Raw genomic sequence first — 26,935 nt, 5'->3', positions numbered from 1 at the left:
AATGGATATTAAAATCAACCGGAGCGCCGGACAATTGGAACTGGAACTTGACGGAAGACTTGATATAACTTTTCAGGAGGTACTTGAAAACGCTGTAACCGATACTTTCGCTGAAAGGCCGGAAAAAGTGACTATCAACTGTGCTAAACTCACTTTTATCTCGAGTGCCGGTCTTCGTGTTTTTATGAAGGCACACAAACTCTCTGCAACTTCGGGTACTCAGCTTTTTATTTCAAATTTGAACGAAACAACCAGAAAGATATTTGATATCACAGGATACCTTTCTATTTTTAATTTAATCGATTAACCGGAAGTAAATCATGGATATTACCAAAAGCACAAAAAGTGATGTAACAATTCTGGAACTGAAAGGAAGGTGTGAGATTCAGGATTTTGATCTTTTGAGCAAGCACTTGACAGACATTATCGAATTGGGTGAAAAGAGGCTGATTTTGGATTTTTCGTCACTTCATTTTATCAACAGTGCCGGTTTAAGAGCCATAATTGTGGCTGTTCAAAAAATGAACAATGCCTCCGGAAAAGTGGTTTTTTGCAATGTAAACGAGACAGTTGAAAAACTTTTCGGGATCACAGGATACTCCTCGCTGCTCGAAAGATATTCATCTGTCGAAGAAGCGCTCGAAGGCATAAAAGGTTAGAAAACCGGCTTTAGATTGTCTAATGGTTTCTTGACGGTTTGTTTCCCTTTCCCGATATTTTTTGGAACGGCGATATTGAAGAGCAGTTTATTATCGCCGTTTGTAAATTCCACGGCATCCCTCGTGGAGAGCAGACTGATCTTTCCATCTTGGATAAAAAGAGTAAACTCGAGATTTCCGTTCATTCTGTCCCAAATCTGTAACAATCCGGTGGAGGAAAGCGCTGCGACATGTGATTTTCCGAATTCGGATAAACCGGTTAAAGCGAAATCACTCTCTTCGAATTGAGAAATTGCTCCCTTCTCTATCTCTATTGATGAGAGAAGCCCGCCATCTCCGGTTGTCAGCACACTTCCTTTGGTGTTGAATATTGCACCTGAAACTATCCCGTTCTCATTCTGGTAGGTTCTAAAATTAAACAACTGATTCGTGTTCCAAAAACGGGTAGTCCTGTCGTCAGAAGTTGAAACCAGATACCCACCCTTGTCACCTGTAACAACCGAGTTAACAGCTCCTGTGTGTCCGGAGAAGGTGCTTTCCTTTTTCCCTGTAAAAGGATCGACAAAGTAGATAACACCCTCATATGTTCCGGCAATGGCAAGTTTGAGCTCCTCTGAAAATCCCGTTGAAGTAAATTTACCTTTTAGCTCGGAAGTAATGGCATTGAGGGCACCTAAGGCATTTGCAGGCATAATTTTTAATTTTCGGTCGCCACCGCTTGAAATCAGAAAATCCTTGCTAAACTTTAACGAAATTATTTCTTTTTCGTGGATTTTCTCCAACAAATCAATCTCTCCGTTTTGCAGGTTTATCACACATATTTCTCCATCCTGATTGCCAATTGCCACTTTTTTGCCATTGTTGTTGAGCGAAAGAGCAGTTACGGGGGAGAGAGCTTTATAAATATTCTCAGGTTTAAATGTGCCATTTAATGCAACTTTGAATACTTCACCACCGGAGGTGGAGTAAACAAGATAGTCTTTTCCTGATGCGAAGAGTGCAATTTCTCCCTGAAAAGAGTTAAATTCTCTTTTTTCCAGTTCTGTTTTGTTTAGATCCCAAAAAAGTGATCTGAAGCCGAATGAGAAACTGACACCCTCGGTATCATTTTTGAAAAGGAAAAGCGACAAGGTATATTCATGTGCGTTAAATGATTTGTAGATGGTTTTTTCACCGATATTTATCAGTAAAATCTGATTTTCGAGGGTTGTAGCTGCTGCCAGTCTTCCGGAGGGGGAGGCTGACAGAGAGGTAATCATTGAAACAGGTTTTGTACTCATGACTCTGTTCTGTTTAGGTGTTCCGGCAGGATTACAATCAAAAAATTTTATATCACCGTTAAAAGATGAAGCAAGCAGCACTTTCCCGTCGTCGAAATTTTGAAGTCCTGATACATCTGAATCGAATATCTCGCTTGAATCGGTGATTTTCTGCTGACGGGTATCGAAGAGATACAGTTTTCCTGAAGTTGCCCCCAAATACAGAATACCGGTTTCTTTGGCAAAAGTTGCTGTGTTGATATCTGCAGGAAGGTTTTTCATGTCAAATAGTGTAGTCAGGGAATCGGGATCCAGCCCAATCAGAAGACCCCCAAAACCGCTGCACCAAATAATATTTGAAGTTTTATCGAATATAACACTATTAATTGCCCTTGTTGAAATTTTCCTTTTCGATAGAAGCTTCATTGACTCAATATCATAAAGACTGACCACACCCTTCGAGTCACCGGTGAGTAAAATATTCCCGGAGAAGAAATTCATTGAATTGACAACACCCGGCAAATTTTTAATATTTCCTGTCAGAATGCCTGTATCGTAATCCCAAATCTTAAGCAGATTATCGAATCCGGAGGTTATGCAGATTGTACCGTCTGGTGAGATAACGGCAGTTCTTACTCCGCTGGAGTGATTGTTCTGAGGAACAATTTTTTCTGCCTGAGGGTAAGAAAAGTTGACCATTAAGGTACATAACAGGAATAAAACCGCCGTGAAATAGTTAGGCATCTGCATTTCCTTTTAAAGTTTTCCGATTTTCCATAAATTAAAAATAGTAAATCTTTAATTTACACTTTAAAAGAATTTTCTTTTTGGTGAATAGCACAAAAACGGAGAGAAATTGAGCGAGACATATGAAAAAGCCGGAGTGAGTATAGAAGCCGGTGAAGAAACAGTAAGAAGAATCAAGAAAATGGCAAAATCCACCTTTAATAAAAGTGTCCTGAGTGATATCGGGCTTTTTGGCTCATTTTATGAACTTGATCTTGAAAAATATAAAAAACCGGTTCTGGTTTCAAGCGTGGACGGTGTAGGAACAAAGTTAAAAGTGGCATTTGCGATGGGAAAACATGATACGGTTGGTCACGATCTTGTGAATCATTGTGTTAATGATATTGCTGTATGCGGAGCGGAACCTCTTTATTTTCTGGATTACATGGCGTTCGGAAAACTGAATCCCGCCGTTGCAGAGGATATTGTCAAAGGGTTTACACAAGGCTGTCTCGAGAACGGTTGTGCACTTATTGGTGGGGAGACCGCTGAGATGCCCGGTTTGTACAACGAGGGGGAATATGACATGTCGGGAACCATCGTTGGTGTGGTCGAGAAGGAAAAGGTAATAAACGGATCAAAAATTAAGAATGGTAATCTGCTGATAGGATTCAAGTCCTCAGGTTTGCATACGAACGGTTACTCTCTTGCGAGGAAAGTATTATTCTCAAAGTTTTTACCGACTGACTATTCGGAGGATCTTGGTAAATCCTATGGTGAGGAGTTGTTGAGCATCCACAAATCGTATTTAAAATTGATTAGAGCCTTTACTGAGCATGATCTGGTTTCGGGGCTCTCCCATATCACCGGAGGAGGTATAGAAGGAAACACAAACAGAATTCTACGGGAAGGTTTGGCTCTCTCTATTGATTGGTCCGCCTGGGAGTTTCCTGCAATATTTAATATCATCCAAAAGACCGGCAACATTTCCGATGAAGAGATGCGACATGTCTTCAATCTTGGAGTCGGGCTTGTTGCAGTGGTACCGGAATCCAATGTTGACGCTGTTACAAAAATCTCCCTGAAAGAAGGTGAGACTCCTGTTGTAATGGGTAAGGTGGTAACCGCATAGATGAGGCGATTCATTCCTTTAGCCATTCTGATTTTATCTTTTTCGATTAACACTTTTTCGCAAGAGGTTACCGGTAAACCTTTCGACACTTGTATCGATGTAATTTCGTATCATCTTGAACTCAACCTCGTAGATGCATTCAAAAAGAGAAACAATCGAGCTTTTGAGGGAGAGGAGATTATCTCTCTTGCGGTCAAACACTTTCCTAAAGATGGAAATATCTGGCTAAATGCTTCGAAGAATTCAATTGAAATTAAAAGTGTGTCAGGTCATTTACAAATTTCAGAACGGGATGGTGACAAAGTCCATTTTCTACTTGATAAAAGTGTAAAAAAGGGGGACACGATAGTCTTCTCGATGAAATATGCACATACCGGAGTGATTGATGAAGGATTGTATGTTTCTCCCGGATCCGTCTTTACCAATAATGCACCGATAGAAGCGAGGGACTGGTTCATTTGTAAAGATCATCCGAGTGACAAGGCATTTTTCTCCGCTAAAATTTCGGTGCCATCCAACATCACTGTTGGTGCCGTAGGACTGCTCGAAAGTGTCAGCGATTCAGCAGGAATAAAAAAATGGTACTGGAAGAGCCGGTTCCCGATGTCCACCTATTTAATGGTCTTTTCCGCTTCTTCAGATTACAAAACTGAAAAGTTTAATGTAAGTTCTAAATTGACCGGCAATGAAATTCCGGTAGAACTATACTGGCGGAAGGGGGAGGACAAAGAGAGTGTGGACTATATCAGAAAAGCAATGCCATATATGCTCGATTTCTTCGAGGAGAGATTTGGTAAGTATCCTTTCGAGAAGATAGGTTTTGCAACTCTTACTTCAGATTTTCCTTATGGTGGCATGGAAAACCAGTCTTTCATAACGCTTTGTGCCGGTTGCTGGGACGAACTGCTCATTGTACACGAATTTTCGCATCAGTGGTTTGGTGATCTTGTCTCTCCAAAGAGCTGGAAAGACCTGTGGTTAAATGAGGGCTTTGCTGAATATATGGAAGCCCACTGGGTCGAGATTTGGACACCAAAAGAGAAGAATTACTACAAATCGATCATTGAAGACTATGCGAATTACTATTTTATCATAAACCCCAAGGAAGCCATCTCGGAAAAATCGTGGGACTATAATACTCCCCCAGGGGGTGAACTTTACAATCCTGCACTCGTTTATAAAAAAGCCGCATGTGTGATACACATGTTGAGACAGGAGCTTGGCGATTCAACATTTTTCCATCTGTTGAAAAGATTTATGTCTGAGCCCTCCTTTATGTATGCAAATGCATCAACAGAAGATTTCGTAAAGCTGACTAATGAGGTGAGTGGCAGAGACTATTCCTGGTTCTTCCATCAGTGGCTCGATTTCCCGGGTCACCCTGTTTACGCTAACAGGACGCGTTTATTCACCGAGAATGGATCTGACTGGCTGGAGATTACTCTTATTCAAAAGGATTGGGAAAGAGTATATTACAAATCAAATTTCGAACTTCTGGTTGAATATGAAGACGGAAGGAAAGAAACTTTCAAAGGATTCAACAAAGAGAATGGAGAGACTTTCAGATTTAAAACCGGAAAAGGGGCGAAATCCGTAATTTTTGATCCGGATAACAAAATTATATTAAAGAAGGAGGAATAATCCTCCTTCCACTTTACATCAATAGAAAAATCATCAACCCGGAGGCCATGTCATTTTTCTGCCGCCGAGCAGGTGGATGTGTAAATGATGAACCTCCTGTCCACTGTCATCCCCGTTGTTGATTACCAGCCTGTAACCTGATTTGTCCACTCCTTCGGATACCGCAATTTTTTGTGCAGCATCGATTAGAGAAGCTAGTAATCCTGAATCCCGGGATAAATCGAAATTTTGAATTTTATCAATTTCCAGTTTTGGAATTATAAGAATATGAACCGGAGCTTTCGGATTGATATCCCTGAAAGCGAGCACTTCATCATTTTCAAAAACGATGTTCGCCGGGATTTCTTTCCGAACGATTTTAGAAAAGATGGTTTCTGCCATTCTATTCTCCTTTTTCGATACCGTATTTTTTAAGTTTGTTGTACAAATGACTCCTTTGGATATCCAGGTCTTCGGCTGTCTTGCTTATATTCCAACTGTTTATCTCAAGTTGTCTTAGTATATAAGCTTTTTCCGCCTTGTCCTTGAAATCCTGAAAAGAACTGCTCTCAGATATGAGATCATCAATCGAGACTTTTTCGACCGGCAGAAGAAAGTCGATATCTGCGAGTTTTATCACCGGTGAATTAGCCAGAATGATTATCCGCTCGATAATGTTTCTAAGCTCTCTCACATTTCCGGTCCACTTCAGTTTTTTGAGGAGGGTTATTGCGTCATCGGCGAATTGAGGCACAGTTTTTTTATGCTTTGTCGCAATTTCTTTTGCAAAGTGCCGGACAAGAACGGGGATATCATCGACCCTTTCGCGTAGAGGAGGCACCCTGACCGGGATCACATTTAATCGGTGATAAAGATCTTCTCTGAATTCACCTTTGGCGATCATCTCGTTCAAATCCCTGTTTGTTGCCGAAACAAGTCGCACATCGACAGGTATTTTCTTTGATCCACCCACCCGTTCAATTTTTCCATCTTCAATTGCCCTTAAAACTTTTGCCTGTGCCTGCAGGCTCATGTCACCAATTTCATCGAGGAAGAGGGTACCCTTGTCGGCAAGTTCAAATTTCCCCGTCCTTTGGTTCATGGCACCGGTAAAAGACCCCTTTTCGTGACCAAACAGTTCAGATTCGATCAACTCATTTGGTATCGCAGCGCAATTTACCTCCACAAAAGGCATCGAAGAGCGGGGAGACGCGGAGTGAATTGCTCTTGCTACAAGCTCTTTGCCGGTACCGTTTTCGCCAAGAATCAGAATCCTGGCATCCGTCGGGGCTACTTTTTTAATTATTTCAAGAATCGAGGTTATCTGTGATGAAATGCCGAGAATAGGAGAAGGAGCTTCAATCTCTTTCTTGATTGTCTCAAATTCTTTTTTCAGAATTGCAGTTTCAGATGCATTCCTCACGGTTATGAGCAACTTTTCCCTGTCGACGGGCTTTTCAAGAAAATCGAAAGCTCCGTTTCTGGTTGCTTTTATCGCATTGTCTATGTTGCCATAGGCAGAAATAATTACAACATTCAGATTCTTGTCAATTTCCCTGATATGCTTAAGAGTCTGGAATCCATCCATTCCGGGCATATTGATATCGAGCAGGACAGCATCAAACTTGTCTTCTTTTATTAATGTGAGTGCCCGTTCTCCATTTTCTGCAGATCCGGTTTCATAACCCTCATAGTCGAGGATCATTGCGATACTTTCTCTTATTCCGGGCTCATCATCTACAATAAGTATTCTTGGCATTTGGTGTCTATTTATTCGGTTTATACAATTTCAGGTAATTTGACGGGAGTTCCCCGCTTTTTTTTCTTAATTCATTTCCAAATTTAATTCCCAGCAAGTTAACAGAAATATCTTTGCCTGAAAATTTTGAGTCAATTTTGAAAGATTCTTCGAATACTTCGATAAAATAGCCAAAAAGCTCTGTAATCCCCGGGATAAAACTGTTGTACTCAAGAAATGCAGATCCAAAAAAATGAGACAACTTGTCGATATCGCCATATTCTGTCTTTGGTGAATCATAAAAAAGAAATCTGGGAAGATTCCGGTTTTTTTCTTTGAAAATTTCAGTGGAAGATGAGAAAAAGGGGATGCTCAATCTCATTTTTAACAGAGGTGTAACAACTGTGGCTTCTTTTACTGTGAGACAAGCCCATGTGCAGGCAATCAGTGCATCAGATATATCAGAGTTTGAAATTATAAGACTTTCCTTAAAAATGGAGTCAACTGATGCAAGTTCTCCATACTGCTGCCTGATCTCAGCAAACCCGGGAGAGGAGATATAACGGGAAAGTTGATCCACATTTCTGCCGGTCGTACTTTGCTGAGAATAGACGATGTTTGCGAATCCGGAAATTGTTACTGACAATATCAGAAATATTTTAAAAGGAGCCATTTCCAAATATAAAAAACTTTCTCATCTCGAGTTATTTTTGTAAGTTTACATAATAATTATAGGTATAAAAGGAGATCATATGGAGACGAATAACAAGAGCAATGAAATGCTCGACGAGTCTCTCTATTCGGCTGAAACACATCTTATATACGGTAAGAATGTCAGCTCTAAATGGGACTATTCCCATCATGTGGTTTCACCACTTTCATCTTCAGTTATCTTCAGGCTCGATTCAGTTGAGAGAGGAGCCGAAGGTTTTCTGGAATTTGGTGATACAAATGTATTAAACTCTGAACTTCAACCAATCTATATTTACGACAGACTTGGTGAACCTAACAAGGATTTACTCGAAGAGAATCTGTCGTATATTGAAAAAGGTGAAATGGCAGTCACCTATACAACAGGTATGGGAGCAATTTCCGCCGTTCTGGGTGTCCTGCTTCGTGCGGGTGATGAGATTATTGCGCACAGAACTTTGTATGGCTGCACTTTTTCCCTCTTCAAAAACTGGTACCCCAGACTGAATATCCGGTATGTTTCAACCGATCTTACTCAGACGGAAGACCTCGCCAATCTTATAACCCCGGATACTAAAGTAATCTACTTCGAAACACCGGGAAATCCGAATCTTGATCTGATCGACATTGGTGAAATAAGAAAAATCGTGGATGAAGAGAACAAAAAACGGGCGGAACAGGACTGGATATATATCGTAGTCGACAACACTTTTGCCACTCCATTTTGTCAGAGGCCCATTGAACTGGGAGCAGATTTTTCAGTTCACTCCCTTACGAAGGGAATTGGAGGATTCGGGACTGACATGGGGGGGGTTGTAATTGGGCCGAAAAAGTTTCAGAGTCTGCTTTTACTATACAGAAAAGACTTTGGAGCTGTTCTGGGTACGAAAGCCGCCTGGACCGTTCTGACCTACGGATTACCTACATTGCACCTCCGAATCAGCAGACAGACAGAAAATGCCGGAAAAATTGCCGGGTTTCTTGTAAATCACCCAAAAGTGGAGTTCGTTAATTATCCCGGATTACCTTCCTACAGATTTTACGAACTCGCACAAAAACAGATGACTGACTTTAAAGGTAATTTTGCACCGGGAAGTCTGATGTTTTTTGGAGTAAAAGGTGATACACTCGAGGAGCAGAAGGAAAAAGCAAGAATTGTTATGAATTATGCAGCAAAGTATGCATACACACTCACTCTGGCAGTCAGTCTCGGGCACACCAGAACACTTATTGAACATCCTGCAACCATGACACACTCGGTTATACCGGCTTCGGAGTTACCGGGTCACGGTATACACCCCGGAGGGATAAGGCTGGCAGTCGGAATAGAAAATCCTGACGATATCATTAAAGATCTTGCGAGATCACTGGAACAAATTTAAGAACAAACAATTCGGATTCACAATGAGAATAGGAATACCAAAAGAAACAAAATTCGAAGAGAAAAGAGTCGCTCTTGCACCGGCAGGAGTTGATGCGCTGGTCAGGAACGGACATACAGTCTATATACAGTCCGGTGCGGGTGATGGAAGTCATTTTTCAGATGAGCAGTACAAGCAGGTCGGAGCAAGAATTGTTTACAGTTGCGAAGAGGTATTTGCCCGGTCTGAGATGGTTGTAAAAGTCAGCAGAATATCGGAAGAGGAACTTGGATATTTACAGGACGATCAAATTATTGTATCCTTTTTAAATCTCGCAGTCGTAAGTAAAAAAATAATTTCCACATTTATCGAGAAAAAAATTGTCTCAATCGGTCTGGAACTTATCGAGGATGATTTAGGCTTGCCTGTGCTTCATTCAATGAGTGAAATAGCCGGTCAACTGGCAATTCAAGCGGCTGAAAACCTGCTTGAATCCACAAACGAGATTTCCCGAGGTGTTTTGCTTGGTGGAATACCCGGAGTTGCACCCGCTGCAGTAGTAATTCTTGGAGCAGGAGTTGTGGGAACCGTTGCCGCACAGGCTGCGATTGGAAGAGGTGCACAGGTTATAGTTCTTGACAAGGATATCCACCGTCTCAGAAGACTCGAAAAAATGTTCAACAAGCAGATAACCACTGTGGTTGCAAATCCCTATACGATATCAAGGGGAGTAAAATTTGCAGATGTACTGGTTGGTGCTGTTATGATCAAGGGAGAGAAAACTCCAAATCTTGTAACCGAAGAGATGGTGAAAACAATGAAAAAGGGGAGTGTAATAATAGATGTTTCAATAGATCAGGGAGGATGTATTGAAACAAGCAGACCTACAAGTCTGTCAAGTCCCACATATGTAATGCACAATGTTATTCATTACTGCGTTCCCAACATGACCGCACTTGTTGCCAGAACTGCGAGTTTTGGACTCACCAACGCAGCACTTCCTTATATTCAGTCGATAGCGGACAAGGGAGTAAACAGTGCATTAATGGGCGATCACGGACTGACAAAAGGTGTCTGTACAATGAGTGGTTTCTGCTCCAACGAAGCAATCGCAGAAACTTTTAATGTCGAATTCAGAAGAATTCATATATTTTCAAATAATTAGGTAACGAAAATGACTGATGAAATGAGAGTTAAACCCAGCTTGTCATCCTCCATGTTAAAGAACTACAAGAACAAGTTGGTCAGTGCCGAAAAGGCAGTAAGTGTTATTAAATCCGGTGATAATATCGCCATCCATTCGAATTGTGCGTTCCCAAGGACTCTTATCGAAGCACTGGTTGAAAGAAAAGATGAATTGAGAGATGTACAGTTGATTCATGCTCTGTCTGTTGGTGAATTGCCCTATCTGCAACCCGGGATGAGAGATTCATTCAATCACAAATCATTTTTTATGGGCGGGGAAGCAAGAAAAGCCGTTGGTGATGGAAGAGCTGATTTCATGCCATTGTACCTGTACGAATTTCCCATCCTTGTAAAAAAAGGTTATTTGCACATCAATGTTGCACTTGTGCATCTATCTCCGCCCGATGAGCATGGTTTCTGCAGTTACGGTGTTGAAGTGGGAATTATAAAAACCGCCGCCGAAAATGCCGACATTGTAATAGCACAGGTTAATCCCAACATGCCACGGGCGTTGGGTGACAGCTTTATCCACATCAGCAAAATCGATTATATTGTTGAAGTGGAAGAACCGATTCTTGAACTACCGCAAGGTGCCAAGGACTCCGATCCTGCTATGGATGCTGCATATACCGCAATAGGCAGAAATATAGCTGACCTGATAGAGAATGGTTCCACACTCCAACTCGGAATAGGTGTGATCCCGGATAATGTATTGAAATTTCTTGGTGATAAAAGGGATTTGGGAATTCATTCTGAAACATTCAGTGATGGTCTGATTGATCTGGTGGATCGAGGAATTATAACCAACAGTAAAAAGGGACTCCACGAAGGGAAGATAATTGCCGGATTCGTCCTCGGAACAACAAAACTTTACCAGTTTATTGACAACAATCCTTTGATTGAATTTCATCCACAGGAATATGTAAACGACCCGTTCATTATCGCCAAAAATAAAAAAATGGTTGCCATTAATGCTGCTTTGGAAGTGGATATTACAGGACAGGTTTGTTCAGACTCAATTGGACCCCGACTCTACAGCGGGTTTGGAGGCCAGGTGGATTTCATCAGAGGTGCGACTAGATCCGAAGGAGGAAAGCCTATAATCGCTTTGCCATCTACTACAAAAGATGGCTTAATCTCGAGAATAACCACCCAGTTAAAGCCGGGTGCCGGAGTAGTGACCAACCGTGGTGATGTCCATTATGTGGTCACTGAATACGGTGTTGCCCAACTGTGGGGCAAAACTGTCAGAGAAAGAGTTAGAGAATTAATCAACATTGCTCATCCCAAATTCAGGGAAGAACTTGAATTTTATGCCAAATCAGTAAAATATATCTAAAAATGTTCGCGGTTATTGGCGATATTCACGGTTGTGTAAATACTTTGCGAAGTCTGCACACGCGAGTGAAAGAGACCTATGAGGATATAGAATTTTACTGTACGGGCGATCTTGTCGACCGTGGTAATTATTCACCTGAAGTGTTGGATTTCGTAATGGAAGAAAATATACATCCGGTCCTGGGGAACCATGACCGGATGTTTTTCAGCTATTTCACCAGTCCTGACAGTTCGCCTGCAAACCTGTGGATATATAATTCATCTTCCAAGACCCTTTATGACTATGAGCATAATCCTGGGCGTCTGGTGGATCACCTGGAGTTTGTTGGGAGTCTTCCGCTTTTCTATGATCTGCCTCGACATATTATTTCGCATGCAGGAATAGGAAAACACTGGCTTTCGATCCTGGATAACAGCGGAAATATCGATGTACAGAAATTAAATCAACTGGCAATCGACAATATTGACAATGAGAACGGATTGCTTTGGAACAGAGCCGAATTGTTAAAAACAAACAAGATTCAGATTGTTGGACACACACCTGTTCCAAACTTCAAGTATTATAAAAATCAGAGAGCATATTACATAGATACAGGAGCTGCTGCAGGAAACAAACTGACAGCTTTGATTTTTGGAGAAGGAGATGAGGCTGATATCATTTTTGAACGAACTGATAAAAGGGATTTTAGCTCGACATTCTTCAGATAGTTCAAAAATTATTACATTAACGATTTAGCTGATTTTTTTTAATTTTAGCGATGGATAATCATTAATTTTTGAGTCATAACAGACATTTCTACCATTTTTCACAACATTTGGATTCCCGGCCATTAAAAGAGTTGCGTCTACACCAGTCAGGTTGTCAAAACTCCTAATATTATACTTTATAACGGTACTTTTTGCTTCTATCATAACAGGTTTTATGCCGGAAGTTGAAATACCTGCGAACAAGGTATACTATATTCCAGATTACCTTCTCGATAATGCTTCGAAGAAAGAAACCGTTGAGTCTAAAAAACAGATTCAGAAAAAATCTTCGGTTCCTCGAAATACCATCCAGCCACAGCGAAAAACAATTCCGCTTTTATCGCTCGATTTAACGCCACAGGATACGATCGACAAAAAGGGTGATTCGCTCAAAATATCCGATTCGAGTTTGGTGAAGGATACGGTTAAAAAAGACACTGTCAAAATCGATTCTTTGGCATTGGACTCCACCGCACGACTAAAACACTTCAAAGTTTCAAGGGAAGATGTTCCCTACACAAGTTTTAAAACAGAGAAAAACTCCTCATTTTTTGCTCATTCGGTTAATTACAAACGGGTTATTGAAATTGATTCTGCCGGTGGTTTTGTAAATATAAGGGAATACATTGGAAATACGCCCTACCGATACACATTGCGGGTTCCATTTGATCAGTATTTGCAGATGGCAATTGATAATAAAAGCAAATCGCTGTGGCAGGAACTGGGGTACAAATATGAACTGAAAGTAAAGAAAAAAGAACTTTCGGATCTCCTCAAAGACATCACAGATTTCGAAATTCCACTTCCCAGCGTGGGTGTTTTAAGTATATTTGGACCTCCGGTAATCAGTTTAAGAATTGGCGGTGCTGTGGATATCAGAGCCGCATGGAGAAATGAGTCGACCGAAGGAATTACAGCTTCAAGACTCGGAAACACTCGTAATGAGCCCGATTTCAAACAGCAGGTGCAGATAAATGTAAGCGGAACGATTGGCGACAAGCTTAATATTAACGCCGACTGGAATACAGAGCGAACATTTGAATATGAGAATCAGCTCAAGATCAAGTATACAGGATACGAAGACGAAATAGTACAAAGCGTGGAAGCCGGTAATGTGTCCCTTCAGACATCAGGACTCGTCGGCGGGTCCGAGGCTCTTTTTGGAGTAAAAGCAAACTTTAAAATGGGCCCTTTCACTCTTACGGCACTTGTTTCACAGAAAAAAGCTGAGGTAAAAGAAAAAGACCTCGGCGGCGGTACAATTTCTCAGGATTTCGTAAAAAGAGCATATGATTATTCGATTAATCACTATTTCCTCGATACACTCTATGCAGATACATCTGCTCAGTTGAACCTTTTCTACAGGTATTATTCAAAACCGACTCCCGAAATTATACAGCAGTTTTTCGTCAAGGATATTGAAGTCTGGAAATCGATCAATCAGACTCTAAAAGATCCAAATGAGCGGTCGGCGAATGCGTTTATTTCTCTGCCGCCAATCGCACAGGGCCAATCTTACAACGACAGCTACAGAAGAGTTGATATTGAGGAAGTTCCCGGACAGCAAGTCAAGGGAAGATTCATCAAACTGACAGATGGTGTGGATTACATAATTCACAGGGAGACTGGATTCATTTCCTTTAAAACTAATGTCCAGGATCAGGATATCATTGCAGTTGCCTACAGAACTGAGGGACCAAATCCGTCAAGTGCTGCTGATGATCAGTTTTTTGGCGAATTTCTGGATCAGACTTCCGCACAGAGTGATACAACTCGCAGATTAGTGCTAAAACTGGTAAAACCTCAGTTCCTTCAACCTCAATTGACCACCGCATGGAAACTTCTCCTCAAGAATATCTATCCTATGGGTGGCAGGAATGTGAAAGAAGAGGGGTTCGAGTTCGACATCAAATACGAAATCGATGGCGGTGATCCTCAGTCTGTGTTGGGAGATGTAAGATTATTGAATGCACTAGGTCTCGATCTGGTCGGTCCAAGTAAACTACCACCACCGGATGGTAAATTTGACTTTAAAGCAGGTATCACAATAATTGCTGAGACAGGTGAGGTGATTTTCCCGACACTTCAACCATTTGGTCGAAATCTGCCGAGCACCGTGCCTAACAGTGATTCGATAAAGTATCTTGCCGTCTATGATCAGTCACTTACTTTTGCCAAGCAGGATAAAATAAAAGACAAATGGCTCCTGACAGGAAAGTTTTCAGGCGAAGCGTCATCTACCTACCAGCTTGGATTCAATGTTGTCGAAAATTCAGTAAAAGTTTATTTGGACGGGCGCCAGTTAAGTCCCGGAAGTGATTATATCGTCGACTACAACATTGGTCAGGTTACAATTCGAAATGCAGCCGCACTTGTTCCCGGTGCAAAACTGAGAATAACCTACGAAGAAAACGATCTTTTTCAGCTCGCTTCGAAGACCTTGTTCGGTGCCAGAGGTGTGCTTGACATATCTAAAAAAACAAAACTCGGTTTTTCAGCTCTTACACTTTCGCAACAGACCCTGTCAGACAAGGTAAGAATCGGCGAAGAACCCCTTAGCAATTTTATACTTGGTCTCGACTTTCAGACAGCCCATGATCTTCCGTTTTTGACAGATCTTGTCGATAATCTTTTTTCAACAAAGGAAATGTCGTCAGTCAGTTTCACGGGTGAAATGGCGTATATGAGTCCTGATCCGAATACCAAGAAAAGCACGATTGAGAGCGACGGTGGTAAATCAATTGCGTACATAGATGATTTTGAGGGTGCAAAGCGAACCATTCCGATAGGTATAACTTATGGAGCCTGGAAAGACCTCTCTGTTCCGGACAGTCTTCCGGCTCTCTCCGGGTTGTCGAGAACGGAACGAATGAAGTACAAAGGCAAATCGTGGTGGTTCAATGTGCTTCCATCTGATGTTACAGTATTCAACATCTGGCCCAACAGGCGTGTTGCGAGAGGTGAGGAGCAGGTAACGGTTTTGGACTACATCTTCCAGCCGGACACTGCAGGCAGCTATAATTATGAACCCAATTTCAATGACAAGACGAAATCGTGGGGTGGTATGATGAAAACTTTATCATCGACTGCGAACAACCTTGTTGATGAAAATATTGAGTTTATCGAATTCTGGATGAATATCAGAAATGCACCTGTCAACTCGAAAATGTATATCGATCTCGGTAAAATATCAGAAGATGTTATTCCTAACAACCGTCTGGATTCAGAAGACAGACCTCCGCAGAACGAGTTGATTGATGAAGGTGAGGATACAGGTCTCGACGGGTACTTTGATGCTCAGGAGAGAACTGTATTTAACAGCCAAAAAGGTGACCCGAGCAATGATAACTTTTCTTTCAACAATTCGGGTATTTTCAACCTTTACAATTACTTTAACATTAACGGTACAGAAGGAAATGCTCAGCTTACCGATATCGGTAGAATTCCTGACACAGAGGATTTGAATAAAAACGGTGTGCTCGATCAGGCGAATTCATATTTCAGATATGAAATTCCCATTGACACAACTGCTCAGAACAATCCTTATATTCAAGGTGGTGGTAACAATGCCGGCTGGTATCTTGTTCGAATTCCGTTGAAGGACTTCAAATCGGAAATCGGAAAACCGAGTCTTACACTCGTTGAATATATCAGGCTTTTTGTAACCGGTGCAAATGATCTCGTTGCTATCAGACTTGCCGACTTCAATCTCGTTGGAAATCAGTGGAGAAAATCGATAGAGGGTGATACTGTCCTTTCGATTTCTGTGGTGAACATAGAAGATAACCCTTCCTACAGTTCGCCTCCGGGTGTTCAGAGAGAAAGAGACAGAAGCAGACCTGATCAGGAAATTTTCAGGAATGAGCAGTCTCTTGACCTTGTATTAAATGGACTCAACCCTCAAACCAGCAGGGAAGCGATCAAGTATCTGTTCAGACCTCTTGATGTATTCAATTATTCCGAAATGAAACTCTTTATCCACGGTGATTCGGCACAGGTTCCCGGAGGCGTGTCGTATCAGTATCAGCCGGGAGTCTATTCATCCGAGATTTATTTCCGGTTCGGTACGGATACCAACAACTATTATGAATACCGACAGCCTGTGGAATCGGGTTGGCAGGAAATAGGCATCATCTTTAGTCAACTCACTGCCATTAAACAGGCAAGAGACAGTGCCAACTCGATATACCGCTTACCGGTCGATGGTAAACCCGGTCACTATTATGTTGTTAAAGGAAATGCCACTCTGACATCCATCAAGTTCCTCAGTGTTGGTATTACGAATACTTATCCTTTTGCAGATCTTTTTGGTGAGATATGGATAAATGAGTTGAGGGTGGTCGGTGCTGATAATACGCCCGGATGGGCATATACCGCATCTGCCTCCTTGAAGTTCGCAGATATTCTAACGGTAAATGCGAATGTAAGCCAGACTGATCCTTATTTCCACCGGCTTGCTGACAGATTCGGGAGTAGAATTGAAAGCCGTAACTGGGGTGTTTCTGCCGATCTTGACATCCTTAAACTTTTACCTGTGCCACTTCCGGGAAGCAATCTTAGATTGAACTATTCCCGTACTGAGGGAGTCGGGAATCCTTTATACCTCCCCGGAACAGATATAAAAGTATCTGAAGCCGCAAAAATTCAGAAAGAAAAATTGATAACAGCTGGAGTTGATCCGGCTCAGGCAGAGGTGGTTGCACAACAGATTGTAAGCGATGCACAAACCGTAAATGTATCTGACACCTGGACAGTAGCAAATGTGCAAATAAAAATTCCGAGCGATTTTTGGGTTATCAGGGATATTTTTAACAATCTTACCTATAACTTTAATTACAACAGTTCGTTCAGCAGAAACCCGACGACTCTGTCGTCAAAGAACTGGCTCTGGAATGCAAGTATTAATTACGGAGTTACACTCTCACCAAACAATTATTTTGAACCTGCCAAAATTCCTTTTATCGGTGAGGCACTGGCATTTTTGACAGATTACAAAGATACCAGAATCTATTTTACTCCCCAGAACATAAACTGGAGTGTTTCTGCGAGAAGATCGTTCACTCTTACTCAGACCAGAGCCATAGGGCAGGCACTCTCGCAGGAAACTGTTTCCAGAGATTTTACCGCAAACAGAGGTTTCAACTTTAACTGGAAAGTAACAGAGAAAGCACTGATAAATCTTGCTATCTCCTACCAGACAGACTTTGCATCATCATTGAATTACCTTGAAACAGATGAATTCAATAATCCAAGATCTGAAAGCTCGATTTGGAGCGATATATTCGGCGGTCAGTTCTTTGGTCAGGATTTCCGCTACAATCAAAGCCTTGACTTTAAAACATCACCACGCCTTCCGTCATTCGGTAAAATAAATGAGTATTTCCAGATTACTGCCGGATATAATGTCCGTTACGGCTGGAATAATGATTTCAGACAGCTTCAGGTAGGTAGAAGTGCCGGTTTTCAAAACAGAACCGCTTTTGGCATCAGACTGCGTCTTAAAGCCCTCACTGCGCCGTTGTTTGAAGAGAGTGATCCTTCCAAGGGTCAACCTGAAGTAACTCAGCCTAAACCAAAAACGCGGTCAAGAGAAATTGATGAAACCGGTGAAAACAAAGGTGAGCCGGTTCCTGAAGGAAAATCAGCGCAAACCCCTGATCCTAACGCACCTCAGGACACAGTTCCGAAAGTCAAAAAGCCTTCACTCCTGAATAATGTATGGGGTCTCTTGAAAAACGGAATCCGTATACTTATATTTGACTATGACAATATAACCGTCGATTTTTCGAATGATGTAAGTGTTTCTGCAAATGGTATCAGAGGATTTGGCAACGGCTTTAAGAATTTCTGGGGACTTAAGCAGAGTAATGAAGAAGGTCCAAACAGGATGTTTCTCCTTGGTTTGAACCATGATGTTGGTCCCAGGGCGCCAAATGCTAACCTTACAGACAACTATTCAGAACGAAACAATATCGATATCCGGACTTCAAAACCCCTTTGGGAGGGAGCAAAGATCGATTTATCATGGAAAGTTGGCTGGTCAATAAGTAAGTCAACAACCATGCAGAGCGATAATGATGGAAATCTTTTCATTCAGAATATTTCATCAACAGGAAATACAACAAGATCATTCTTCACGATGCCTCCTGTATTGTTCCTCTCTATCTTCAAGAGTGGAATTAAAAGAGTAAACGAGTTGTATGACAGGAATTCCACAGATCCTGCAGGCAACCTGTCTTCTGCATTCGTCAAAGGATTTGAGTCACTGCCACTTCTCGCAAGTCTGGGACCATTGGGAGAGTTTACAAACTACATTCCAAGACCAAACTGGAGAATGACCTGGGACGGACTTGAGAAACTTGGTATCTTCCAGGGATTTGCAAAGAGGGTTTCCCTTGACCACTCCTACTCCTCGGAATATACGGAAGGTTGGAAAATTACTCCGGATGGAAATAAAGTCGTTCAAACTCAAAGAATCAACTACAGTTTTGCACCATTGATTGGCCTGAATATCACATTCAATAACCTTTGGGGTGGAAACTTTACCGGTAGAATTCAATATAATACCAGAACATCATACGATCTTGGTACTTCAACCCGGAATATCACGGAGAATCTGAACAGAGATATTGGAATTTCCTTCAATTATGCTAAATCCGGATTCGAGATACCTTTATTCGGATTGTCGTTGAAAAATGACATAGAATTCAGTTTCTCCTACACGAGTACAAAAAATTCGACAGTTCAGTTTGACATGGAACGGTTCACCGATGAAGGTATCCCTCAAAACGGAACAACCACAACGACAATTGAGCCGCGAATCAAGTATGTAATCAGTTCCCGTGTAACACTTTCATTATTCTACAAGCGATCAGACACCACACCTGAGGGAGCTGCGCGAATACCTCCGACCACGAGAAATGAAGCCGGTCTCGATATAAAGATTTCGATCCAGTAGCAATTCTTAAATTTTTGAAACCAAAGCCGGATTATCACTTAGAATGTAATCCGGCTTTATTTTTTTTATGAAACTGTTTATTTCATTCTCACTGTTCAACGAGTAAGGGATAACAGAAACAGGATGTTTGTAGAGTGAAGTGTAGTTGCCGTCAAGAAGATGGTGGTTGATACACAGAAAGCCTTTTGATTCATTAATTATTTCCATCAACCGCCCTGAAACAGGTCCGCTTAGAGTATGTTCAAAATCGGGTAGTTTTGTATGCACTCTTCCCGGAGAGAATTCTCTGTTATTGTAATCATCAAAATAAAATTTTATTTCAGGTATCGCTTCAGAATATTTTGGGGAGAAAGGCTTTATCAACGCGACAACTGACTTCTTAATCTTATCATTACCGAATAGAAGTTTTGCCAGACCGTATTTGAATTTTGACCCGGTATAATTGTGACTGAAACAGAGTGGAATTGAAGGATCGATTTTATGGAAGGCAAACAATACTTCAGGGAGCCATGAGACAATTACTGAATTTGGGAGCAGTTGCTTTTGTGCAAGCATCGACCGGATTTTCTCTTCCTCACCAAAATCTTTAATATCGATGAAAATCCTGCTCTCCGGGCGTTTTCTTTTACTGAACTCTTCGAGAATTTCTGAAAGATCCGGCAAGGAGTCAGTCATCCCGGTTTTTTCCTTAAATTCTCTCATCTCGGCCAATGACGATTCAGTAATAGATATTTTAGTGTCTCTTTCTGCCCGGAAAAATGGATCATGATGTACCACGGGCATTCCATCAGCAGTCAACCTTACATCAAATTCAAAATAAATGACGCCAGCGTCGAGCGCATTTTTAAAGGCGGAAATGGAGTTCTCCCGCTCACCAAAACCACGAAATCTGTGGGATACAATTTTCATCGTAAATGCTTACATTTAAAGTTGTGTTTTTTTCTTATCTAAATATAGGTACATTCAGTTGTCAAATAAAAAGAAAAAACTTACCGGCTGGTTGGTTCTTGAAATAGTTCTGATCATGCTGCTATTGTTGACCATTCAGTATCAGCGGTATGTACTTGCCGGAGTTGTAGCGTTAAAACTTCTGTTTGTATCTTTCAGATATTATCACCTGAGGAGACTGCTCGAGTCGTATTCAATGTTTCGGAAATTCAAACATCTGGAGGACGAAGGTACTTTTGAAGGTCAAACCCCCGTAATTTATGAGGGCACAAGGCGTGAAAAAGGTGTACTGTTGATTCATGGTTTCTCTTCCACTCCCAGGGAAATGGGCATTCTGATGGAATTCCTGAGACAGGAGGGAATACCTCATTATGCTCCCGTTCTCACGGGCTTTGGACTTGACGATGTCCATCTGCTTCAAGCCATCCAGCCTTCGGACTGGTTTCGCGATACGATAAATGCCTATGATATTTTTTCCGCTAATTGTAATGAAATTGTTGTTGTTGGGAATTCGATGGGAGGACTCCTCGCCTGTCATATTGCCTCAAAAAGAAAAGTCGATAAACTTGTTCTGCTCGCTCCGTACCTGCTTTCCAAGAAGAAACACGAATTCAGCAAAAAAATGCTTATTGACAGTCCCTTTGCATGGTTGTTAAAACTCTTTAACCCTTATGTAAAGAAAAGCCGGAAACCCGATGATCCAACCGAACATATTCCAAATCCACGATTCGCCTACGATGTACTTCCTGTAAATTCTGTTGAAGCATTGTGGAGACTGCAGGAGAAGGTGGAATACGAAAACATAAAAGCAGGAAAGACCCTGGTCGTTACCGGCAAGCTTGATAATACTGTTGAAAATGAACGGGTATTCGAATTGTTAAGGACTAAAAATGTAGATTTTGAAAGTCTGGAACTCGAGAAATCAGGACATCTTGTTTTTGAAGGTCCCGATTCGGTACAGGGAGTCAAAAAAATAATGGAATTCATCAACAGTTGACGATCAGAATTTTGAGAGCCAGGTTTCTTTCAAAATATCGAAAGCCAGAGAGGGGAGAATCTCACCATTCATCAGTTTTTCTTTCATTTCTGAGAATTGACGGCTTGTATCGTCATTGTTGAAGAATGAATCGAATAAAAAATCCTTTATCATAAATTCAACCCATTCCACATTCTGAGTTCTGCGTCGCTTGTCGAACACTCCTGACTCTTTGGTGATTTTTGCAAACTTTTCAATTTCATTCCACAGTTCAGGAATACCTTCACCGGTAATCGCTGATGCGGTACAGGCAATTGATTCCCAACCTTCTGTCGAAGGATAGAGATAATGGAGTGCAGATGAATATTCCGCCTTTGCAGTAAGTGCCTTTTTCCTGTTCTCTCCGTCTGCTTTATTTATGAGTATGGCATCACAAATTTCCATAACCCCTTTTTTCATTCCTTGAAGTTCATCACCGCCGCCGGAAATCAGAACCAGTAGGAAAAAATCCACCATCGATCTGACGGTAATTTCACTTTGACCCACACCCACGGTTTCGATCAGAATAATGTCGTAACCGGCAGCTTCGCATATAGTAACCGACTCTCTGGTTTTTCTGGCAACACCTCCCAGAGTTCCTCCTGAAGGGGAGGGACGAATGAAGCAGTGTGGATTTTTTGACAGGTTTTCCATTCTTGTTTTATCGCCGAGAATACTGCCTTTGCTGATGGAGCTTGAAGGATCAATAGTGAGAACCGCGACTTTGTGTCCATTATCGATCAACCAGGTACCAAGAGCTTCAATCAAAGTACTTTTACCTGCACCCGGCACACCACTGATGCCAATTCTCAGTGAATTGCCCGCGTAAGGTAAAAGCCGGTTCAAAATTTCTTTTGCCTTCTTTTGATGTGAAATTGAAGTACTCTCGATCAGAGTAATGGTTTTGGCAAGCAGATTTCTTTTGTTTTCAAGTACCCCCTTCACAAGTTCATCATCGGAGTATTCTTTCTTAAAAAACTGTCTGTTGGCAGGTGGTTTGGGCGTGGAATCCACACCTTTAACTATGCGAATCGCAAACTCATCACCATGTTCTTCAGGTACCCAGTCGGGCTGATAGGAATTGTTGTCAGTGTTCTTCATTAAAAATAAAAAAGCCGTATCAATTGAAAAAATTCATTATTCGAATATAACAATTGATACGGCGAAAATTTAGCAGAAAGGGTTATTCACTAAATCTTTTGTGAACTTCTTCCATAATCTTCATTGCGGCTTCCGGTATTTTAGTACCGGGCCCGAAGATTGCGAAGGCACCATGTTCGTAGAGGTAGTCATAATCCTGATGAGGAATCACACCGCCCACGATTACAATGATATCTTCTCTTCCGAGTTTTTGCAGCTCCTCGATAAGTTTCGGGAGAAGTGTCTTATGACCTGCTGCCAGGGAACTCATTCCAACGCAGTGGACATCATTCTCTACAGCCTGTTTAGCTGTCTCCTCAGGTGTCTGGAACAGTGGTCCCATATCAACATCGAATCCCATGTCGGCGTATGCAGTTGCAACCACTTTCGCTCCACGGTCGTGGCCATCCTGACCCATTTTAGCTATCATTATCCTCGGACGCCTTCCTGCTGAGACTGCAAAAGCATCAGTCATTTTTCTGACTTCAATAACGGGATCATGTTCACCGTGAGAGTACTCTTTAGAGTAAACACCTGCAACGGTTCTGGTCTGAGCCTGGAATCTGCCACAAACTTTTTCGATTGCAGAGGAAATTTCACCAAGGGTGGCTCTTTCTCTTGCAGCGAGTACGGATAATTCGAGCAGATTTCCTTCGCCTGTTTCGGCAGCTTTCGTAATTGCCTCGAGACATTTTTCCACTTTTTCGTTGTTCCTGTTGGCTTTCACATCCTGTAATCTTTTTATTTGTGAAATGCGAACTGCAGTGTTGTCAACCTCAAGAATTTCCATCGGTTCCTCTTTGGCAGGTTTGTACTTGTTCACACCAAGGATGGTCTCTGTTCCGCTGTCGATTCGTGCCTGACGGCGGGCAGAGGCTTCTTCGATTCTAAGTTTGGGGATGCCGGCTTCGATAGCCTTGGTCATACCTCCATAAGATTCCACTTCGAGGATGTGTTCCCAGGCTCTGTTCATAAGAGCTGCCGTCAATGCCTCAAGATAATAACTGCCGCCCCAAGGGTCGATAACCTTGCAAATGCCCGTTTCATCCTGAAGGTAAAGCTGGGTGTTTCTGGCAATTCTCGCTGAAAAGTCTGTCGGAAGAGCAATAGCCTCATCAAGTGAATTCGTGTGAAGTGACTGAGTGTGTCCGAGTGCAGCAGCAAGCGCCTCGATACAGGTTCTTACCACATTATTGTAGGGATCCTGTTCGGTCAAACTCCAGCCTGATGTCTGTGAATGGGTCCGTAGTGACATCGACTTCGGATTTTTGGGATTGAACGATTTGATCAGTTTTGCCCAGATCAGTCTGGCAGCCCTCATCTTGGCAACTTCCATAAAATAGTTCATGCCCTGAGCCCAGAAGAATGAAAGTCTTGGAGCAAAAGTATCGATATCGAGTCCGGTTTCGATTCCGGTTCTGATATATTCAAGTCCATCCGCAAGTGTGTACGCCATTTCAAGATCGGCTGTGGCACCTGCTTCCTGCATATGATAACCGGAAATGCTGATACTGTTAAATTTCGGCATGTTGGCAGAAGTAAATTTAAAGATATCTGCAATAATTCGCATCGATGTGGCAGGTGGATAGATGTAGGTATTCCTCACCATGTATTCTTTCAGAATATCATTTTGTATCGTTCCACTTAAAAGTTCAGGTTTTACACCCTGTTCTTCTGCAGCCACGATGTAAAATGCCATAACAGGGAGTACAGCTCCGTTCATGGTCATGGAGACGGACATCTTGTCAAGAGGAATCGAATCAAAAAGAATTTTCATGTCCTCAATTGTGTCAATCGCTACGCCTGCTTTACCAACATCACCTATGACGCGGGGATGATCGGAATCATATCCACGGTGTGTTGCCAAATCGAAAGCAACGGACAATCCCATTTGACCTGCTGCGAGGTTTCTTCTGTAAAATGCGTTACTCTCTTCGGCGGTTGAAAATCCGGCATATTGTCTTACAGTCCAGGGTCTTTGAACATACATCGTCGCATATGGACCTCTCAGAAACGGGGGAATGCCTGCAAGAAAATCGAGATGCTGAACGGCTTTCAAATCCTCTTTTGTATAGAGACTTTTAACAGGTATCTGTTCCATTGTATTCCACATCACATCTTCAGGATTCTGTCCTGTAGCCGAGATGAACTCTTTTTTCCAGGCTTCATATCCTGTTTCACTGTTGTTTTGCGAAACGATAAAATCTTTAAAATCTGGTCTTTTCATTTCACAACTCCGGTTTTGTCAAAAATAGAGGAGATAATAGTCACTACATCGGCACCAAGAAAAATAAATTCGTCGATTCCCGATTGTCTGTGTGCTTCCACCTGATCTTTCGGGTACCCGGCGAGAATGCACAGGTTGGAAGAATCAGCCTTCTTTATTTCTTCAACAAAGGAAGGAACAAGTTCCGGGTAGGTATCATCGGTTGAACAGAGTACGAAGGCACCGGCACAGCTCGAAAGCGCCTGCTGAATACCTTCAGAGATTGTTTGAACGCCTGCAGGATAGATTACTTCACAACCACCGGCTTCAAAGAATCCACGAGCAAAATCAGCCCTTACCTTGTACTGTTTTATTGAGCCGATGTTAAAAAGGTAAATTTTGGGCAGGGAACCCTTTTCCGTTTTCTCCTTAAAGGCTCTCACACGAAGACTTTCGAACCTCTCTGCAGGTCTTAGGGCAGTTACAGTTTCTATTTTCTCGTTATCCGAAGATTTCCTCAGATGGCTGAATATTTCACCAAGAGTTGCTCCTCTTTCTGCGAGTGCTGCGGCACGCGAAATCTGATCAGCTTCATCTCCGGCATGATTAATATTTTCAAGCTCGATCAGGATTGAAGAATGGTTCTCACCGTTCCCAGAAACCCGCAATTTTTGGAGATATTCAGCTCTTTTTTTGTAAACTTCCTCAAGGTCGATTACAGGATTATGAACCGGATTTTCTTTTACATTTGCGTAACTGTTTACACCGACAATCACTGACTTGCGGGTTGCAACATCTTTTTGTCTTTTTTCGTTTATTTGTCTTATATCATTCTGAATCCTGCCTTTGTGCAAAGATTCAACAATCCCTCCAGCTGACTCGATCTCCTTGAAATATTTCCAGGCTTCTGAAGCAATTTCATTTGTGAGAGTTTCTATATAGTATGAACCGCCTGCTGCGTCGATCACATGGTTCAAGTGGGACTCTTCACTAAGAATTATTTGAGTGTTTCTGGCAATTCTTTCTGCAAATTCATCACCGGCAGCGAAGAGGGAGTTAAAGGGAAGTGTTTCAATCATCTGCACACCACCGATCACCGCTGAAAATGCCTGCGTGGTTATTCTGAGCATGTTTACATACGGATCAACAGTTGAGTGGTAGAAACTGCTTGTCCTGGCACTGGTGAACATTTCCACATTATCCTGTGGAATGTTCATTTGATTCAGCACTTCAGAGAATAATATTCTTGCCGCTCTGAACTTGGCGATCTCCATAAAAAGATTGGTGCTGGTTCCAAAAACAAAGACCATCCGGTTTACCAGCGATTCTGGACTTAAACCTGATTCAGATAGTCTCACGAGAGATTCAACAGCAACGGACATTGCCAGACCCAATTCCTGAACCGCAGTTGCACCTTTATCAACGAAAACTGATCCATTGATGCCGATTGTTCGAAGACCGGATTTCTGTTTTTCGAGAAAGAGGATGGTTTTTTTAATCTGGTCGAATGCCTCATTTATGGTTACAGGTATCGAGCCGTTCTCGAACAGGAAACCAACCGGATCACCATAAACAGCTCCCGCAATTTTGGAGATCTCCAGGTTGCTTTTATTCAGATATCCATTCAAAAGTGCCATGAAAGCAAGAGGTGAAAAACCGGCATTAACAAAAAGAGGACATGCAGTCAAATCCACTCCATTAAAAGCTCTGGACAGACTGCCAATACCTGATATGGAAACTCCACCTTTTCCGGTCTCTCCCGGTTTCCCGTAATCAGCATCGAGTCCGGAACGGGAAGTAATATCCAGTGGCAACACTACAGAATTTTGCCCTCTGCTCAGTGCATCGAGCAGCAATGAATTGTACTCCTCGGCATATGGATGGGTGAGGCTTGCAGCAACCAGCCATGGTTGCAGTGTACATCCATCAGGGGCAGAACCTCTGAGAAAATTTGGAAAACCGGGGAAGTTATTTGTTTCTTGAAGTTTTTTCAGGTCTTCAATCGTGTAGATTGGTTGAAGGTTTATTCCTTCGTAAGTTGGGGTAACAAGTTTCTTTTCGAAGGGGACGCCTTTTAAGTCAGCTTCCGCTACCTGTCGCCAGGCATCGTATCCTGAAGGGGAGAAGTCATCCCTAAGATTTAGTTTTGTTGGTAATGAATGATCCATTTTAAGTTTCTTTTTTTTGTCAAAAATCTAATCTTCTGATATGGA

General features: G+C 42.0%; 19 protein-coding genes. 10 read left to right on the top strand and 9 right to left on the bottom strand.

Annotation, left to right across the window (positions count from 1 at the left end; all coding sequences use genetic code 11):
• Position 1: 1 nt before the first annotated feature.
• Complete coding sequence (locus tag LCH52_09165) at positions 2–307, top strand: STAS domain-containing protein (GenBank protein MCA0388650.1); 306 nt, start codon at positions 2–4, stop codon at positions 305–307.
• Positions 308–320: 13 nt separating this feature from the next.
• Complete coding sequence (locus tag LCH52_09160) at positions 321–659, top strand: STAS domain-containing protein (GenBank protein ID MCA0388649.1); 339 nt, start codon at positions 321–323, stop codon at positions 657–659.
• Here LCH52_09160 and LCH52_09155 read toward each other — a convergent pair.
• Positions 656–2,662 carry a hypothetical protein gene (locus LCH52_09155; GenBank protein ID MCA0388648.1) on the bottom strand — a complete coding sequence of 669 codons (2,007 nt, stop codon included), beginning with the start codon at positions 2,660–2,662 and terminating at the stop codon, positions 656–658. The two genes, LCH52_09160 and LCH52_09155, sit on opposite strands and share 4 nt — an antisense overlap.
• 112 nt (positions 2,663–2,774) lie before the next feature.
• Between LCH52_09155 and purM the strand changes: the two genes are divergently transcribed.
• Both purM and LCH52_09145 read left to right on the top strand, forming a co-directional pair.
• A complete protein-coding gene (gene purM, locus LCH52_09150; protein ID MCA0388647.1) occupies positions 2,775–3,776 on the top strand; it encodes a phosphoribosylformylglycinamidine cyclo-ligase in 1,002 nt (333 codons plus the stop codon).
• A complete protein-coding gene (locus LCH52_09145) occupies positions 3,777–5,417 on the top strand; it encodes a M1 family metallopeptidase (GenBank protein MCA0388646.1) in 1,641 nt (546 codons plus the stop codon).
• Between the two features lie 33 nt (positions 5,418–5,450).
• Here LCH52_09145 and LCH52_09140 read toward each other — a convergent pair whose 3' ends face one another.
• Genes LCH52_09140 through LCH52_09130 form a run of 3 tightly spaced genes read right to left on the bottom strand, consistent with a single transcriptional unit; the run spans position 5,451 to position 7,807 of the window.
• Entirely contained in the window at positions 5,451–5,798 is a 348-nt protein-coding gene (locus LCH52_09140) for a histidine triad nucleotide-binding protein (protein ID MCA0388645.1), read from the bottom strand.
• 1 nt (position 5,799) lies between these two features.
• The gene (locus LCH52_09135) at positions 5,800–7,155 is read right to left on the bottom strand and encodes a sigma-54 dependent transcriptional regulator (protein ID MCA0388644.1); all 1,356 of its coding nucleotides are present in this window, start codon (positions 7,153–7,155) and stop codon (positions 5,800–5,802) included.
• Between the two features lie 7 nt (positions 7,156–7,162).
• A complete protein-coding gene (locus tag LCH52_09130; GenBank protein ID MCA0388643.1) occupies positions 7,163–7,807 on the bottom strand; it encodes a YfiM family protein in 645 nt (214 codons plus the stop codon).
• Positions 7,808–7,886: 79 nt separating this feature from the next.
• Here LCH52_09130 and LCH52_09125 point away from each other — a divergent pair, with 79 nt between their 5' ends.
• The 4 genes from LCH52_09125 to LCH52_09110 are packed head-to-tail and all read left to right on the top strand — an operon-like array spanning position 7,887 to position 12,416.
• Positions 7,887–9,206: an aminotransferase class I/II-fold pyridoxal phosphate-dependent enzyme gene (locus LCH52_09125; GenBank protein MCA0388642.1), complete on the top strand. Its 1,320-nt coding sequence runs from the start codon at positions 7,887–7,889 to the stop codon at positions 9,204–9,206.
• Between the two features lie 22 nt (positions 9,207–9,228).
• Positions 9,229–10,350: an alanine dehydrogenase gene (locus tag LCH52_09120; protein MCA0388641.1), complete on the top strand. Its 1,122-nt coding sequence runs from the start codon at positions 9,229–9,231 to the stop codon at positions 10,348–10,350.
• A gap of 9 nt (positions 10,351–10,359) precedes the next feature.
• Positions 10,360–11,709, top strand: coding sequence for a 4-hydroxybutyrate CoA-transferase (locus LCH52_09115; GenBank protein MCA0388640.1), 1,350 nt, complete (start codon positions 10,360–10,362; stop codon positions 11,707–11,709).
• A 2-nt stretch (positions 11,710–11,711) separates the two neighbouring features.
• The gene (locus tag LCH52_09110; GenBank protein MCA0388639.1) at positions 11,712–12,416 is read left to right on the top strand and encodes a metallophosphoesterase; all 705 of its coding nucleotides are present in this window, start codon (positions 11,712–11,714) and stop codon (positions 12,414–12,416) included.
• Positions 12,417–12,440: 24 nt separating this feature from the next.
• On the opposite strand, the gene LCH52_09105 is transcribed toward LCH52_09110, so the two are convergent.
• A complete protein-coding gene (locus LCH52_09105; GenBank protein ID MCA0388638.1) occupies positions 12,441–12,620 on the bottom strand; it encodes a hypothetical protein in 180 nt (59 codons plus the stop codon).
• Between the two features lie 10 nt (positions 12,621–12,630).
• Here LCH52_09105 and sprA point away from each other — a divergent pair, with 10 nt between their 5' ends.
• Positions 12,631–19,413: a cell surface protein SprA gene (gene sprA / locus LCH52_09100; GenBank protein MCA0388637.1), complete on the top strand. Its 6,783-nt coding sequence runs from the start codon at positions 12,631–12,633 to the stop codon at positions 19,411–19,413.
• Between the two features lie 6 nt (positions 19,414–19,419).
• On the opposite strand, the gene LCH52_09095 is transcribed toward sprA, so the two are convergent.
• Positions 19,420–20,322: a glycerophosphodiester phosphodiesterase gene (locus tag LCH52_09095; GenBank protein ID MCA0388636.1), complete on the bottom strand. Its 903-nt coding sequence runs from the start codon at positions 20,320–20,322 to the stop codon at positions 19,420–19,422.
• A 58-nt stretch (positions 20,323–20,380) separates the two neighbouring features.
• On the opposite strand from LCH52_09095, the gene LCH52_09090 reads away from it, so the two are divergent.
• Positions 20,381–21,358, top strand: a complete 978-nt coding sequence (locus LCH52_09090) for an alpha/beta fold hydrolase (GenBank protein ID MCA0388635.1) — start codon at positions 20,381–20,383, stop codon at positions 21,356–21,358.
• A 3-nt stretch (positions 21,359–21,361) separates the two neighbouring features.
• Here LCH52_09090 and meaB read toward each other — a convergent pair whose 3' ends face one another.
• From meaB to LCH52_09075, 3 genes are all read right to left on the bottom strand, one after another.
• Positions 21,362–22,477, bottom strand: a complete 1,116-nt coding sequence (meaB, locus tag LCH52_09085; GenBank protein MCA0388634.1) for a methylmalonyl Co-A mutase-associated GTPase MeaB — start codon at positions 22,475–22,477, stop codon at positions 21,362–21,364.
• A gap of 82 nt (positions 22,478–22,559) precedes the next feature.
• Positions 22,560–24,743, bottom strand: coding sequence for a methylmalonyl-CoA mutase (scpA, locus tag LCH52_09080; protein ID MCA0388633.1), 2,184 nt, complete (start codon positions 24,741–24,743; stop codon positions 22,560–22,562).
• Positions 24,740–26,890 carry an acyl-CoA mutase large subunit family protein gene (locus LCH52_09075; GenBank protein MCA0388632.1) on the bottom strand — a complete coding sequence of 717 codons (2,151 nt, stop codon included), beginning with the start codon at positions 26,888–26,890 and terminating at the stop codon, positions 24,740–24,742. Before LCH52_09075 ends, scpA begins: the two co-directional genes overlap by 4 nt.
• Between the last annotated feature and the right edge of the window lie 45 nt (positions 26,891–26,935).

Source organism: Bacteroidota bacterium, assembly GCA_020161395.1.
Classification (GTDB): domain Bacteria; phylum Bacteroidota; class Ignavibacteria; order Ignavibacteriales; family Ignavibacteriaceae; genus UTCHB3.
Note: the sequence above shows the minus strand (reverse complement) of the source record. Positions and strands in the feature narration are given on the sequence as shown.

Coding starts and splice junctions, on each gene's coding strand:
- LCH52_09120 (MCA0388641.1), top strand. CDS start 9,229: ATGAGAATAGGAATACCAAAAGAAACAAAATTCGAAGAGAAAAGAGTC.
- LCH52_09140 (MCA0388645.1), bottom strand. CDS start 5,798: ATGGCAGAAACCATCTTTTCTAAAATCGTTCGGAAAGAAATCCCGGCG.
- LCH52_09105 (MCA0388638.1), bottom strand. CDS start 12,620: ATGATAGAAGCAAAAAGTACCGTTATAAAGTATAATATTAGGAGTTTT.
- LCH52_09115 (MCA0388640.1), top strand. CDS start 10,360: ATGACTGATGAAATGAGAGTTAAACCCAGCTTGTCATCCTCCATGTTA.
- LCH52_09165 (MCA0388650.1), top strand. CDS start 2: ATGGATATTAAAATCAACCGGAGCGCCGGACAATTGGAACTGGAACTT.
- LCH52_09110 (MCA0388639.1), top strand. CDS start 11,712: ATGTTCGCGGTTATTGGCGATATTCACGGTTGTGTAAATACTTTGCGA.
- LCH52_09095 (MCA0388636.1), bottom strand. CDS start 20,322: ATGAAAATTGTATCCCACAGATTTCGTGGTTTTGGTGAGCGGGAGAAC.
- LCH52_09075 (MCA0388632.1), bottom strand. CDS start 26,890: ATGGATCATTCATTACCAACAAAACTAAATCTTAGGGATGACTTCTCC.
- LCH52_09145 (MCA0388646.1), top strand. CDS start 3,777: ATGAGGCGATTCATTCCTTTAGCCATTCTGATTTTATCTTTTTCGATT.
- scpA (MCA0388633.1), bottom strand. CDS start 24,743: ATGAAAAGACCAGATTTTAAAGATTTTATCGTTTCGCAAAACAACAGT.
- LCH52_09160 (MCA0388649.1), top strand. CDS start 321: ATGGATATTACCAAAAGCACAAAAAGTGATGTAACAATTCTGGAACTG.
- sprA (MCA0388637.1), top strand. CDS start 12,631: ATGCCGGAAGTTGAAATACCTGCGAACAAGGTATACTATATTCCAGAT.
- LCH52_09125 (MCA0388642.1), top strand. CDS start 7,887: ATGGAGACGAATAACAAGAGCAATGAAATGCTCGACGAGTCTCTCTAT.
- LCH52_09135 (MCA0388644.1), bottom strand. CDS start 7,155: ATGCCAAGAATACTTATTGTAGATGATGAGCCCGGAATAAGAGAAAGT.
- LCH52_09155 (MCA0388648.1), bottom strand. CDS start 2,662: ATGCCTAACTATTTCACGGCGGTTTTATTCCTGTTATGTACCTTAATG.
- LCH52_09130 (MCA0388643.1), bottom strand. CDS start 7,807: ATGGCTCCTTTTAAAATATTTCTGATATTGTCAGTAACAATTTCCGGA.
- meaB (MCA0388634.1), bottom strand. CDS start 22,477: ATGAAGAACACTGACAACAATTCCTATCAGCCCGACTGGGTACCTGAA.